Origin of the sequence: Caballeronia sp. AZ10_KS36, assembly GCF_023631105.1 — a bacterium.
Taxonomy (GTDB): Bacteria; Pseudomonadota; Gammaproteobacteria; order Burkholderiales; family Burkholderiaceae; genus Caballeronia.
Genome location: NZ_JALQDQ010000035.1, coordinates 29,006 through 43,130, shown reverse-complemented (window position 1 = coordinate 43,130; position 14,125 = coordinate 29,006). Strand labels below are relative to the sequence as shown.

General features: G+C 65.2%; 12 protein-coding genes. 6 read left to right on the top strand and 6 right to left on the bottom strand.

Annotation, left to right across the window (positions count from 1 at the left end):
* Window positions 1–63 precede the first annotated feature (63 nt).
* Both prpC and prpB read right to left on the bottom strand, forming a co-directional pair.
* Window positions 64–1,233, bottom strand: a complete 1,170-nt coding sequence (prpC, locus tag NCR35_RS20820; protein ID WP_250535811.1) for a bifunctional 2-methylcitrate synthase/citrate synthase — start codon at window positions 1,231–1,233, stop codon at window positions 64–66.
* Between the two features lie 22 nt (window positions 1,234–1,255).
* Window positions 1,256–2,152 (bottom strand): methylisocitrate lyase, encoded by an 897-nt coding sequence (prpB, locus tag NCR35_RS20815; RefSeq protein ID WP_250535810.1) that lies wholly within the window; start codon window positions 2,150–2,152, stop codon window positions 1,256–1,258.
* A 187-nt stretch (window positions 2,153–2,339) separates the two neighbouring features.
* Here prpB and prpR point away from each other — a divergent pair, with 187 nt between their 5' ends.
* On the top strand, window positions 2,340–4,286 hold the full coding sequence (gene prpR, locus NCR35_RS20810; RefSeq protein WP_250535809.1) for a propionate catabolism operon regulatory protein PrpR: 1,947 nt from the start codon (window positions 2,340–2,342) through the stop codon (window positions 4,284–4,286).
* Window positions 4,287–4,316: 30 nt separating this feature from the next.
* Here the strand turns inward: prpR and NCR35_RS20805 are convergent, their stop codons facing one another.
* Genes NCR35_RS20805 through NCR35_RS20790 form a run of 4 tightly spaced genes read right to left on the bottom strand, consistent with a single transcriptional unit; the run spans window position 4,317 to window position 7,245 of the window.
* A complete protein-coding gene (locus NCR35_RS20805; protein ID WP_250535808.1) occupies window positions 4,317–4,973 on the bottom strand; it encodes a YdcF family protein in 657 nt (218 codons plus the stop codon).
* A 1-nt stretch (window position 4,974) separates the two neighbouring features.
* Window positions 4,975–5,601, bottom strand: coding sequence for a dual specificity protein phosphatase family protein (locus NCR35_RS20800; protein WP_250535806.1), 627 nt, complete (start codon window positions 5,599–5,601; stop codon window positions 4,975–4,977).
* Window positions 5,594–6,103 (bottom strand): hypothetical protein, encoded by a 510-nt coding sequence (locus NCR35_RS20795; protein ID WP_250535805.1) that lies wholly within the window; start codon window positions 6,101–6,103, stop codon window positions 5,594–5,596. Before NCR35_RS20795 ends, NCR35_RS20800 begins: the two co-directional genes overlap by 8 nt.
* A complete protein-coding gene (locus tag NCR35_RS20790; RefSeq protein WP_250535804.1) occupies window positions 6,100–7,245 on the bottom strand; it encodes an MGDG synthase family glycosyltransferase in 1,146 nt (381 codons plus the stop codon). The genes NCR35_RS20795 and NCR35_RS20790 overlap by 4 nt, the downstream gene beginning before the upstream one ends.
* Before the next feature lie 328 nt (window positions 7,246–7,573).
* Between NCR35_RS20790 and NCR35_RS20785 the strand changes: the two genes are divergently transcribed.
* The 5 genes from NCR35_RS20785 to NCR35_RS20760 are packed head-to-tail and all read left to right on the top strand — an operon-like array spanning window position 7,574 to window position 14,105.
* Window positions 7,574–9,181, top strand: a complete 1,608-nt coding sequence (locus tag NCR35_RS20785) for an ABC transporter substrate-binding protein (RefSeq protein WP_250535803.1) — start codon at window positions 7,574–7,576, stop codon at window positions 9,179–9,181.
* Between the two features lie 10 nt (window positions 9,182–9,191).
* A complete protein-coding gene (locus NCR35_RS20780; RefSeq protein WP_250535802.1) occupies window positions 9,192–10,172 on the top strand; it encodes an ABC transporter permease in 981 nt (326 codons plus the stop codon).
* A 25-nt stretch (window positions 10,173–10,197) separates the two neighbouring features.
* On the top strand, window positions 10,198–11,154 hold the full coding sequence (locus NCR35_RS20770) for an ABC transporter permease (protein ID WP_284503179.1): 957 nt from the start codon (window positions 10,198–10,200) through the stop codon (window positions 11,152–11,154).
* Window positions 11,151–12,848, top strand: coding sequence for an ABC transporter ATP-binding protein (locus NCR35_RS20765; RefSeq protein WP_250536024.1), 1,698 nt, complete (start codon window positions 11,151–11,153; stop codon window positions 12,846–12,848). The genes NCR35_RS20770 and NCR35_RS20765 overlap by 4 nt, the downstream gene beginning before the upstream one ends.
* 33 nt (window positions 12,849–12,881) lie before the next feature.
* Window positions 12,882–14,105 carry an acyl-CoA dehydrogenase family protein gene (locus tag NCR35_RS20760; protein ID WP_250535801.1) on the top strand — a complete coding sequence of 408 codons (1,224 nt, stop codon included), beginning with the start codon at window positions 12,882–12,884 and terminating at the stop codon, window positions 14,103–14,105.
* Window positions 14,106–14,125: the final 20 nt, after the last annotated feature.

Below are 14,125 nucleotides of genomic sequence, written 5' to 3'. Positions count from 1 at the left end.
CGACTCGGTGAAGGCATCATCGAATCGAGCGCCGGTGCCTGAGACGGCGCGTTTAGCGAAGGGTTACGAACGCTTCGCCAGCGGGACGAATTCGAGGTTCTCCGGTCCCGTGTAATTCGCGCTCGGCCGGATGATCTTGTTGTCGATACGCTGTTCGATGATGTGCGCGCTCCAGCCCGACGTACGCGAGATGACGAAGAGCGGCGTGAACATCGCAGTCGGCACGCCCATCATGTGATACGACACGGCGCTGAACCAGTCGAGATTCGGGAACATCTTCTTCGCGTGCCACATCACCGTTTCAAGGCGTTCCGCGATATCGAAGAGCTTCGTGTTGCCCGCTTCTTTCGACAGCGACTTCGCGACTTCCTTGATGACCTTGTTGCGCGGATCGGAGATCGTATAAACCGGATGCCCGAAGCCGATCACGACTTCCTTGTTCTCCACGCGACGCTTGATGTCGGCTTCCGCTTCGTCGGGCGTCTCGTAGCGCGATTGAATTTCGAATGCGACTTCATTGGCGCCGCCGTGCTTCGGGCCGCGCAGCGCGCCGATTGCGCCAGTGATCGCCGAATACATGTCCGAGCCCGTGCCCGCGATCACGCGGCCCGTAAACGTCGACGCGTTGAACTCGTGTTCGGCATACAGATTGAGCGAGACATGCATCGCCTGCACCCACGACTGCGACGGCTCCACGCCATGCAGCAGATGCAGAAAGTGCCCGCCGATGGAGTCGTCATCGGTTTCGACTTCGATACGTTTGCCGTTGTGCGAGTAGTGATACCAGTAGAGCAGCATCGAGCCGAGCGAGGCCATCAGCTTGTCGGCGATGTCCCTCGCGCCCGCGATGTTGTGATCCTCTTTCTCCGGCAAGATGGTGCCGAGTACCGAGACGCCGGTGCGCATGACGTCCATCGGATGCGCGGAGGCGGGAATCCATTCGAGCGCGGCCTTCAGGTTCGCGGGCAAGCCGCGCAGCGCCTTCAGCTTCGTCTTGTACGCCTTCAGTTCCGCCACGTTCGGCAGCTTGCCATGCACGAGCAGATAGGCGATCTCTTCGAATTCGGACGTGGTCGCCACATCCAGAATGTCGTAGCCGCGATAGTGCAGATCGTTGCCGGTTTTGCCGACGGTGCACAAAGCGGTATTGCCCGCTGTCACGCCCGACAGCGCGACGGATTTCTTCGGCTTGAATGTGCCTGCGTTTGCAGTGCTGTTATCGGCTTCGCTCATCGTGTCGTCTCCTTCCCAAGGGTTATTTCTTCGCAGCAAAGAGCTGGTCGAGTTTATCTTCGTAGGCGTGATAGCCCAGGTATTTATACAGGTCCGCGCGCGTCTGCATGGTTTCGACCGCGGCCTTTTGCGTGCCATCGCGCTTCACGGTCTCATAGAAGTTGAGCGCGGCGGCGTTCATCGCGCGATACGCGCCGCAGCAGTACAGCGCGATATCGACATTCGCTTCCTTCAGTTCGTCGACGGTGAAGAACGGCGTCGAGCCGAATTCGGTCAGGTTGGCGAGAATCGGCACTTGCACGGCCGCCTTGAAGCGGCGGTAGTCGTCGAGCGTCTTCATCGCTTCGGGGAAGATCATATCCGCGCCCGCCTCGACATACGCCACCGCGCGTTCGATCGCCGCATCGATGCCTTCGGCGGCCGCCGCATCCGTGCGCGCCATGATGACGAACGCGTCGTCGGTGCGCGCATCGACCGCGGCCTTCACGCGATCCACCATCTCGCCGGTCGGCACGACTTCCTTGCCCGGCCGATGACCGCAGCGCTTTTGCCCGACCTGATCTTCGATATGCACCGCCGCCACGCCCGCCTTGATGAACGAGCGGATGGTCCGGGCAATATTGAATGCGCCGCCCCAGCCGGTATCGATGTCGACCAGGAGCGGCAGCGACGACGCGTCGGTGATGCGGCGGGCATCGATCAGCACGTCTTCCATCGTGCTGATGCCCAGATCCGGCATGCCGAGCGAGTTCGCGGCCACGCCGCCGCCCGACAAATAGAGCGCCTTGAAGCCGACCGCTTCTGCCATCTTCGCGGCGTAGGCCGTGATAGCGCCGACGACCTGCAATGGCGATTCTTCCTCGACGGCGCGGCGGAACCGCGCTCCTGCGCTGCTTGGCGTCTGGTATTCAGAATTCACATTCGTCTCCTGCTGGGGGTCCGCCCGTAAAGCAACTAACTTGCCAATCGCCGGAGAGCGCGTAAGTCCTTGATTCGTCAGAGGCAGACCGAATCACTCTCGCAGAACCGTTTCCACCCTGAATCGACGATTCCAAAACTGAAATCGTCGTGCATACTGCATGCTCCCACCCGGCATTCAAAACACCATGCAAACCGAAACCACGTCACGTCCTCGCATCTGGGCGGTGGGGATTAGCCGACTGAGGGCGTTGTTCATCGATCTCGCGGGCGCTTACCAGGATCGCGCGGAGCTCGAAGTCGTGCCGCTCGCCTACGAAGATGCCGCGCGCAGGATCGAATCCGCGCCCGATGAGCGGCCGGATGTCGTCGTGGCGGGCGGCTCCAACGGCGCTTATCTCAAGAGCCGGGTGTCGGTGCCGGTCGTCGTCATCAGCCCGACCGGCTTCGATGTGATGCACGCGCTGACGAAGGCGCGCCGCGAGGGGGCGAGCGTCGCGCTCGTCACGCACGGCGACACGCCCGATGAGATTCGCCGCTTCCTGACCGCCTACGGCATCGAGGTAATCTGCGAGTCGTACCGGTCGGCGCAGGACGCGGAGAGCCTCGTACTGGACCTGCGCGACCGCGGCGTCGACGTGGTAGTCGGCCCGGGGCTCGTCGCGGACCTCGCGGCCGAAGCGGGCATGAACTCCGTGTTCCTCTATTCACGCACGTCCGTCGTCGCGGCGTTCGAGACCGCGCTCGAAGTCGCGCAGGCGATGCGCGGCGAGGCCGCCCGCCGTAATCGCCTGGACAACCTGTTGCAGCATCTTCGCGATGGCGTCGTCGCGGTCGATGCCGAAGGGCGCATCGAAGCGATGAATCGTCAACTGGCCGCCGCGCTTGGCATTTTGGATGCATCGCGCGTGGTCGGCCGGGCGCTCTTGGATGTCGCGCCCGAACTGCAAGGCGTCTTGCCGGCATCCGACGGCGACGTGTTCGGCGCGGTACGCGGCGTGAGCTACGCGATTCATCGCGGACCGCTCGCGAGCGGCGGCGCATCGGACGGCACCATCTTCACGTTTCAGGAATCGCGAGCGGTCGAGCGGCTCGACCGAAGCCTCCGATCGCGGCGAGGCGCGCAGGAGTTCGTCGCGCGCTATCGGCTGGAGGACGTTGTCGGCGAGTCGGAAGCCATCGAGCGGGTGAGGGCGCTCGTGCGCCGGTACGCGAAGTCCGATGCAACCGTGCTGATTCTCGGCGAGAGCGGCACGGGCAAGGAGATGGTCGCGCAAAGCCTGCATCGCCTGAGCCGTCGCAAAGACTTCCCGTTCGTCGCGATCAACTGCGGCGCCTTTCCCGAAGCGCTGCTCGAAAGCGAACTGTTCGGCTACGAGGAAGGCGCGTTCACGGGCGCGCGCAAGGGCGGCAAGGCGGGTCTGATCGAGGCGGCGCATCGCGGAACGCTCTTTCTCGACGAAATCGGCGAGATGCCGCCTTCGCTGCAAAGCCGCTTGCTGCGGGTGCTGCAAGAGAGAGAGGTCATGCGTCTCGGATCGACGGAGCCGACGCGCGTCGATATCCGCGTGATCGCGGCGACGCATCGCACGCTCGTCGAAGGCGTCGCGGACGGCTCGTTTCGCGCCGACCTTTTTTACCGCATCAATATTCTGAGCCTGGCGTTGCCGCCGTTGCGCGCGCGCGCGTCGGACATCCTGCCGTTGGCCATCGAGCTGTTGATGCAGGCGGCGGGGCGCGACAAGGCACTGGCGCTGCGCGTGCGCAATCGCGAAGCGGCGGCGCGTGTTGTCGCGCCGCTCGAACAGGCGTTGACGCGTCACGCATGGCCCGGCAATGTCCGCGAGTTGCAGAACATCGTGGAACGGATTGCCGTCGAGATATCCGACATGCCGCTCGACGACGATCGCCCCGTCGCGTTGACGCTCGACGATCTGCAAGTGATCGCGCCCGAGCTATTCCCCGCGCAAGCCGAGGCTATGGCGAATCCGTCGCTTCGCGACATGAGCCGCTCCGTCGAAGCGGATCAGATCCGCGCGACGCTCGCTGCGTTCAATGGCGATCGCGACGCGGTCTGCAAGGCGCTGGGGATCAGCAAGACGACGCTTTGGCGCAGACTCAACGCGAAGCGGTGAAGCGCGGGAGCATCGAACATTTCGGATTCCTCAGTGATTGCGATCCCGAAGCAATCCGCGAATGAACCACACCGGCCGAATCGACACCGGCTGCGCGTCCGGATCGAGCGCGAGGCGAACGAAATAGACCGCGTACGCAGGCACTTCGCGCCAACTGGAATACACATCCATCGCTCGGAAGCGACGCGGATAGGCGCCCAGCACGATGTGAGCGCCCGACTTTTCGAACGCAAGCCGCGCTCGCGGCAGGTGGTAGTACTGCGTGATGAGCATGACGCGATGCATGCCGCGCTCACGCATGAAGGCCGTCGCGTTTCGAGCCGATGCGAGCGTGTTGTCGCCTCGATTGTCGAGCACGATGTCGCCGTCCGCGACGCCGCGCTCGCGCAGCCACGCGCGCATCGCCTGGGCTTCGTCGAGACCGGGTCCGTCGATACTGCCGCTCACGAAGAGCACCGGACATTGCCCCGCGCGATGACATTGCAATGCCGCTTCGAGGCGCGGCCGCAGAATGGAGGCGGGCGTCCCGTCCCGGTTGAGAGCATTGCCGAACACGACCGCCACATCCGCGTTTCCCTGCGGCATGGCGAGGCCGCTCACGCAAATCCACACGGCCGCCAGCATCCAGCAGCCCAGTATCGCGACGCCGATGCGCACCCCCGACCGAACGAGCCTCGATAACGTCACATCAGCCTCGCAACGGCTTTGCGCCTACTTGCTGCCTCAGCCACTCGACATCGACCTGTTCGAGGTATAGCTTGATATTGCCCCAGACGGGATGAAAGCCGTACCCGCCATTGAGCAACTCGTCTTCCGCGGCCTCTTTGCTCCATCCTTGATAAACGACGCGATACAGCGCGGACACGAGTCCCGTGCGATCCGCGCCGTGCTGACAATGAATCAGAACAGGCCCGTCGCGATCCACGTCGCGCAGCGCCTTGAGCGCGGCGATCATGTCTTCATCGCGGATATCCCACGTATTCATCGGGATGCGCTGCAACGCGATGCCGCTTCCGGCGAGCAGGTCCTCGTCCGAATGAAACGAGCGAAAACTCACGATCTTGCGGATGCCGAGCGCGTGCAATTGCGGCAAGTCGCTCGCCGATATCTGCCCGCTGCGATACAGCGAAGGCGTGATGCGATGCAGGTTCTCGATACGCGTGGACAGCATCGGCTCCGCCCAGTTGAGCGGCCTTGCGGCGGGCGTCAGCTTCGGTGGCGTCGGTGCGAGGGCGCCTGCCGCCATCGACGCAACGACACTCGACACGACAGTCACGCCTGCCGCATAGAACAGCGCGTTGAAGACCTTACGCATCGCGCGTCGCTTCCGTAGCCGTATCCGCTCGTCGCGATACGAAGAACAGCACGCACGCCGCCGCGCTCATCGTCCAGTAATCCGTCGGCGCGAACGCTATCCAATGCTTGTGCCAGGGCACATGAAGCGGATCGAAGCGCGCGAGGCCATATGCCGGATTGAGCACGAACCACAGAAAGTCTTCGATGAGCCAGAAGACCATGATGCATGCGACGATGCGCGCCTCGATGCGCCACGACCATCGGGCAAAGAAGATCGCGGGCATGTGAAAGCACAGCGCCATAAACGGAAAGACCCAGGCGTGATAGCCGGTCATCGCGCGGCCGCCCCAGAAGATATCGAGCAGCCAGTGGTGTTCGATGCGCCATGTCGGCAGATTCGCGGCCCAGCCCGCGCTGCCTTCGATCTGAATCTCGACGTTGGCGAAGAAGAAGCCCAACAGCGCGACCCATGCGACGAGCGCGAGCGTGCGCGCGCCCGGCAACCAGCGGCACGCCTTCATGCCGCCTCCGAAGCCGGAGACGACAATGCATGCAGCACCGTGTCGAGCACGAAACGACCGGCGTGCGGCCGCGCGAGCGGCGCGATCCGGCGGCGCATGTCGTCGAGTTGCGAAGGATCGCGCAAGAGGCCACGAACGCGATATTCGAGCCCGACTGCATCGACGGCCTTCAGCGCGACGCCCTGTTCGAGCAGGTAGTCGGCGTTGCGTTCTTCCTGGCCGGGAATCGGCGCGTTAAGGATCATCGGCAGATGCATCGCAAGACACTCGGAAGTGGTCAGTCCGCCGGGCTTCGTGATGACGAGGTCGGAACAGGCCATCAACCGTTCGACGCTGGGCGTGAAGCCGGACGCGTGAAGCCGTCTCGGATAGCTGACGCTCAGTTCATGCAAAGCACGCAGCATCGACTCATTGCGGCCGGCAAGGGCGATCAGCTGAAAGTCGCCGTCCATGCGCAAGAGGCGCGCGGCGAGCGTATCGAGCGCGCCCAAGCCTGCGCCGCCGGACATCATCAGAAGCGTGCGCCGTTCGGGATCGAGACCGACTTCGGACGCGCACGCCGCGCGGTCCAGCTTCGCGCTGAACGCGGGCATGATGGGGATGCCGCCCACATGAACCGACGCCGCCGGCACGCCGCGCGCGGCCATGCGCCACGCCACTTCGTCGTTAGCGGCGAAATAGCCGTGCATGCCCGGCACCACCCACAGGCGATGGAGATCGAAGTCCGTGACCTGCACCCACACCGGCGTGCGCAGATTCCCTCGCCGACTCTCACGCGACAACAATTCCGCCGGCAGAAAGTGCGTGCAGACGATGGCATCGGCTCGATGGCGCTCGATCTCTGCTTGCAACGCGCGGCAGTTCAGGCGTTCGACGGCGCGCCGCAGCCGCTCGCCGAACGATCGCGGCGAGGCATGATCGGTCTTCTGGTAGAGATAACTCCACAACGCCGGCTGATGCGACACCAGCTTGATATAGAAATCGGCGTAGAGCGCCTTGAAGCTCGCGGGCACGTAGTCCATCACGTCGAGATGCACGGCTTCGACGCCCGCCGGATGGGCCGCCGCATACGCGCACAGCGCCTCGGCGGCGCGCACGTGTCCTGCGCCGGCGCTGACGCTCAGAATAAGGAGCTTCGGCATGAGAAACGACTTAGGTGGAGATTTCGTCAGGATGACGTTGCAAATTCGACCGGGATCATAGCGGTATTGAGGCGTCGCATACCGTGGCGCATCGATTTTCACAATTGGTCGGTGCGGGCCTGGAGTTCGACCCATGCTGCACCATGCTTCTTCGCTAATCTCTTGCGACCTGCTTTGCATATGCCGAACGCTTGGTTTGCGTTCGGCGATTGCCGTTCTATGGTGACGGCTTGCGCGAATCACGCGGCGGTGCAGCATTCGTACCGCAGGCGGCGGTTCGTCGCGAGCCCATCCAACCGACGAATGCAACGCACGAGAACGGCATCGCATGACAGGCATCAACCGACGACACTTCCTTCTTTCCACGGGCGCCGCGCTGGCGTCGGCAAGCCTCTCCTCGCTGTCTTTCGCACAGAGCAAAGACGCCGGGGCTCCGCGGCGCGGCGGCACGCTCAACATGCTGATCAATCCCGAGCCGCCGGTGCTGGTGTCGATCTTCCAGACGACCGGCCCCGCGCTCGTGGCAAGTTCCAAGGTGCTCGAAGGTCTGCTCGCCTATGACTTCGATCTGAAGCCGAAGCCACAGCTTGCGACCGCATGGAAGGTGGCCGACGACGGGCTCAAGTACACGTTCACCCTGCGCGAGAACGTCAAGTGGCACGACGGCCAGCCGTTCACGTCAGGGGACGTCGCGTTCTCGATCGACCTGCTGAAGTCGGTGCATCCGCGTGGCCGCAGCACGTTCGCGAACGTCACGCGGGTCTCGACGCCCGATGCGCGCACGGCCGTCATCGAACTGGCGAAGCCCGCGCCGTACTTGCTGAAGGCGCTGTCGGCGGGCGAGTCGCCCATCGTGCCGAAGCACCTCTACGCATCCGGCGATCCGCTCTCGAATCCGCACAACAATGCGCCCATCGGCACCGGGCCGTTTCGCTTCAAGTCGTGGACGCGCGGCGCGAACATCGTCTACGAGCGCAATCCGGATTACTGGGACGCGGGCAAGCCCTACATTGATTCGCTCGTTCTGAAAGTGATTCCCGATGCCGCCGCGCGCTCGGCCGCGTTCGAAACCGGCGCGCTCGATCTCGGTGGTGAGAACCCGGTGCCGCTCACCGACTTGCCGCGTCTCACGCAACTGCCGCAACTCGCGACGGAGACGCGCGGCTATCGCTTTCTCGAACCGCTGTCGGAAATCGACTTCAATCTCGATCACCCGATTCTCAAGGACCTGCGCGTGCGGCAGGCGATCGCGCATGCAATCAATCCGCAGATCGTGCAGAAGACGATCGCATACGGATACGCCGACATCTCGCCCACGCCGATCACGCCGGGCTCGCCCTACCACGATGCGAAGCTCGCGCCGTATGCATTCGATACTGCCGCCGCCGAAAAGCTGCTCGACGCGGCGGGTTATCCGCGCAAGAACGGCGGCCCGCGCTTTCAACTCACGCACGACTTCCTGCCTTACGGCGACATGTACCGGCGTCAGGCGGACTATGTGAAATCGGCGCTCGCGCGCGTGGGCATCGACGTGACGGTGCGCTCGCAAGACTTGCCTTCGTTCCTCAAGCGCGTGTATGCCGACCGCCAGTTCGACTTCACGAGCATCGGCGTGAATACGCTCTTCGATCCTAGCGTGGGCGTGCAACGGCTCTACTGGTCGAAGAACATACGGCCCGGCGTGCCGTTCTCGAATGCGCCGCATTACAGCAATCCCGACGTGGACCGGCTGCTCGAATCGGCATCGACCGAGCCGGACGAAAGCAAGCGCGTCGCGCTCTTTCAGCAGTTTCAGCAGATCGTCTACCGCGACCTGCCGATCCTGAATCTCGTCGCGCCGCGCATGGTGACGCTCGCGAACCGGCGCGTGCGCAATCACACGGTGTCGGCGCAGGGTCTCGAAGGCAATTTCGCCGACGTGTATCTGAGCGCGTGAGGGCAAAGGCATGAACCGACGCGCGCGCCTCGTTGCGATCGCCCGACGCACCGCATGGCAGGCGGTGCCGACGGTCTTGGCCATCGTGGTCCTGAACTTCTTCCTGCTGAAGCTGATGCCGGGCGACGCCGCCGATGTGCTCGCGGGCGAATCCGGCTCCGCGACGGCGGAGACGCTCGCCGCGCTGCGAGCGAAGTTCGGGCTGGACCAGCCGCTGCTGCATCAACTCGCAGCGTACCTGTCGCATCTCGCGCATTTCAGTCTCGGCTACTCCCCGCGATACGACGCGCCCGTGATGCAGCTCATTCTCTCGCGCTTGCCGAACACGCTGATCCTGATGGGCAGCGCGCTCGCGTTCGCGATCGTGGCGGGCGTCGTGCTCGGCGCGATCATGGCGCACTGGGCGGGCAAGTGGCCCGACCGCATGCTGTCGGTGCTCGCGTTGCTGCTGTATTCGACGCCGGGCTTCTGGATCGGCCTCGTCGCGATCATCTTGTTTTCCGTGCGACTCGGCTGGCTGCCGAGCGGCGGCGACGTGACCGTGGGCGCGAATCTGCACGGCCTCGCGTATGTCGCCGATGTCGCGAAACACGCGCTGCTGCCCGCCGCGACGCTCGGCACGTTTTTCGTGGCGATCTACGCCCGTCTCACGCGCGCCGCGATGCTCGAAGTGCAGCGTCAGGACTTCGTGCGCACCGCGCATGCGAAAGGGCTGCATCCGTTGCGGGTGAGCGTGCGTCACGTGCTGCGCAACGCGCTGATGCCGCTCACGACGATGGTCGGCATCCACTTCGGCACGCTGCTCGGCGGCGCGGCCGTCACCGAGACGGTGTTCAGCTGGCCGGGCCTCGGTCGCCTGGCGCTCGATGCGGTCATGGCGCGCGATTTCAGCGTGCTGCTGGGCGTACTGCTGCTGTCGTCGCTGCTCGTGATGGCAGCCAATCTCGTGATCGATCTGCTGCAGGCGTGGCTCGATCCGCGCATCGCCTGAAACCTTCCCTTTCTTCGGCTCAAGCATGGCAACCGACTCTTCCGAACTCGTCACTGCGCAAGCATCCGCGGGGTCCGCGTGGCGGCGTCAACTCGCAGGCGCGGTGTTCGGCGCGCGCCGCGCGCAGGCCGACGCGCCACGCGCCACGCGCGGCGTGTGGCGCGCGTTGCTGCGCAATCCGTCGGCGCTCGCGGGCATCGTGCTGCTCGTCGCACTCTTGTCGCTCGCGCTCGCCGCGCCGCATCTTTTCCCCGGCGATCCGCTCGACATGGTCGCGCCGCCGTTCGAGTGGCCCGGCGCCGATCCGCTTTACAAACTCGGCACCGACTCGCTCGGGCGCGATGTCGCGGCGGGCATCGCGCACGGCACGCGCGTGTCGCTGCTGATCGGCGCGTCGGCGGCCGGCATGGGGCTCGTCATCGGCACGCTCGTCGGCGCGCTGGGCGGCTTCTTCGGCGGCGTCATCGACGATCTGCTCGCGCGCGTCACCGAGGTCTTTCAGACGGTGCCGTCGTTTCTGCTGGTGATCGTCATCGTCGCCATCGGCAAGCCGAGCGTGACGGTCATCGCGCTCGCCATCGGCATTGCGTCGTGGCCGACGGTCGCGCGCATCGTGCGCGCCGAGTTCCGCACGCTTCGTCAGGCCGACTTCGTGCTCGCGGCGCGCAGTCAGGGCTTCTCCGATGCGCGCATCATCTTCGGCGAAATCCTGCCGAACGCGCTGCCGCCAGTGATCGTCACGGCCTCCGTGATGGTCGCGAGCGCGATCCTCATCGAATCGTCGCTCTCGTTTCTCGGCATGGGCGATCCGAACGTCGTCAGCTGGGGCGGCATGATCGGCGCGGGACGCGATTCGCTGCGCACCGCCTGGTATCTGACGGCGCTGCCGGGCGCGGCCATCGTGATCGCCGTGCTCGCGCTGAATCTTCTCGGCGACGGCCTGAACGACGCGCTCAACCCTCGTTTGCGGGAGCGCGCATGAGCGAAGTCAATCTGCTGCAAGTGCGCGAGCTGCGCGTGAACTTCGGCGCGCATCAGGCGGTGCGCGGCGTCGATCTCGACATCGCGCAGGGCGAGACGCTGGCGCTCGTCGGCGAATCGGGCTGCGGCAAGTCCGCGACGGCGCTCGCGCTGATGCGGCTCGTGCCGGCGCCGGGCACCGTCACGGGCAGCGTGCGCTTTGCAGGCCGCGAGTTGCTGACGCTCGCGCCGCGCGAGATGCGCGACATTCGCGGCTCGCAGATCTCGATGATCTTTCAGGAGCCGATGACCTCGCTCAATCCGGTGCTGTCCATCGGCGCGCAGATTGCCGAGACCTTGCATCGACACGAATCGCTCTCGAAGCAGGCGGCGCTGCGCCGTGCCGTCGAATTGCTCGACCTCGTGCATGTGCCGGAGCCGCAGCGGCGCGTGTCCGACTATCCGCACGAACTCTCGGGCGGCCAGCGCCAGCGCGTGATGATCGCGATGGCGGTGGCGTGCCGTCCGCGCCTCTTGATCGCCGACGAGCCGACCACCGCGCTCGACGTGACGATTCAGGCGCGCATTCTCGAATTGCTCGACGAGCTGAAGCGCGAGTTGTCGATGTCCCTCCTGCTCATCACGCACGATCTGGGCGTGGTCGCGCAGCACGCGGATCGCGTCGCCGTGATGCTGGCCGGCCAGAAGGTGGAAGAGGCGCGCGTCCAGACGCTTTTCGCCGCGCCGGCTCATGCCTACACGCGCGGTCTCCTGGGCGCGTCGCTGAATCTGTCGGGTGAGATTCACTATCGGGACTGGACGCTGCCCGAGATTCGCCACGGCAGCCGCGAGGACGGCGACACCGCGTTTCACGTGACGCCGCTCGCGCCGCGCACATTCGATGCAGCCACGCCTCACGCCGATGCGCCGCTCTTGTCGGTGGACCGGCTCACGGTGGACTACGCGCACCGGCACGGCAAGGGCACGCTGCGCGCGGTGAACGGCGTGTCGTTCGATATCGCGGCCGGGGAGACCGTCGGCCTCGTCGGCGAATCCGGTTGCGGCAAGTCGACGCTTTCTCGCGCGATTCTGCGGCTCGCGCCCGTCACCGGTGGCTCGATCCGTCTGCAAGGCACCGACCTCGTGCCGCTCGCCGAACGTGCGCTGCGACCGCTCCGGCGACGCGTGCAGATGGTGTTTCAGGACCCCTATGCGTCGCTCAATCCGCGCCGCACCGTCGGCGAGATTCTCGATACCGTGATGGCGGTGAACGGCATCGGCGGCGATCCGCACACGCGGCGCGCGCGCGCTTTGGCCATGCTCGATCGCGTCGGTCTGCCAGCCGCCGCGCTCGCTCGCTATCCGCACGAGTTCTCCGGCGGACAGCGGCAGCGCATCGGCATCGCCCGCGCGCTGGTGCTCGAACCGGCGCTCCTGATCTGCGACGAACCGGTATCGGCGCTCGACGTTTCCATTCAGGCGCAGATTCTGAATCTGCTCGTCGAACTGAAGCGCGATCTGGGGCTCGCTTATCTCTTCATCTCGCACGATCTCTCCGTGGTGCGCTATATCGCCGACCGCGTGCATGTGATGCACGGCGGCAGGATCGTCGAGAGCGGCGGCCATCGCGATATCTGGCGCGCGCCGCGGCACGCGTACACGCGCGCGCTGCTCGATGCGATTCCCGCAGGCCGCCCGAACGCGCACGCGGCCTGACCTCTCTGCACGATTCATCAACAAGGAAGAAAGATGTCGACACTCGCACGCATCCGCACAGAGCCGGATCACGCATTGCAGGACGCGCTCGATGCGCTGCCGGCGCTCGCCCGCGAAATCGGCGAAGAAGCCGCGGCCCGCGAGGCGCGCCGCGAGTTGCCGTTCGAAGCGTTCGCGCGCTTTCGGGCCTCCGGCTTAGGCAAGCTGCGCCTGCCGGTGGAGTGGGGCGGTCTCGGCGGCTCGCTCGAAGACGTATTCCACGTCATCTCGACGCTCGCCGCGCATGAAAGCAACGTGGCGCATGCACTGCGCATCCACTTCGATCAGACCGAAGCGTTGCTGCTTTCGCCTCGCACGCCGTTCAACGCGTTGCAGATCGAGCGCATCGTGGATGGCGCGATCTTCGGCGGCGCCTCGACCGAAGCGGGCACGTCGCGTCCGGGCGAGATCACGACGCAACTCACGCGCGACGGCGACCACTATCGCCTGAGCGGGCGCAAGTACTACGCGACGGGCACGGCCTTCGCGGACTACGCGCGGCTCAACGTGCAGGATGATCTCGGCGAACCGGTCGTCGCGATCGTGCCTGTTCGGCGCGAAGGTCTGCATGTGCTCGACGACTGGGACGGCATGGGTCAGCGCATGACGGCAAGCGGCAGCCTCGTGTTCGATTCGTTGCGCGTGCAGGCCGACGAAGTCGCGCCGCGCAATCTGACGACGCTCGCCGGCCGCCACGCCGGCGCGCTGCGGCAACTGCATCTGGTGGCGGTGGCGGCGGGCATCGTGCGCAACGTGCTCGCGGATGCCAAACGCTACGTGGTGCAACACGGACGCCCCGCGTTGCATAGCCCCGCGCCGACCGCGCGCGAGGATGCGTTCATTCAACAGGTCGTGGGCGATCTGTCGTCGCACAGTCACGCAATCGACGCCCTCGTGCGCGAGAACGCCCGCGCGCTCGACCGCTCGTCGCGCGCGGTGCGCGACGGCGACGCGCGTGCCGATGCGCTCGTGCTCGAAGGCGCGCTCGTCACCGCGCGCACGCAGCTCGTCGTGAGCAAGCTCGCGTTGCATGCGGCGGAACGCATGTTCGAAGCGGGCGGGGCGTCGGCCACGTCGCGCGCACACAACTTCGACCGCCACTGGCGCAATCTGCGCACCATCTTCAGCCACAACCCGCTGCTGCATAAATCGCGCGTGATCGGCGATTACGAACTGAACGGCGTGACCACGCACCTGACCGAAGGGCGCGTGTTCTGAGCGCCGCGGCCATCATCATC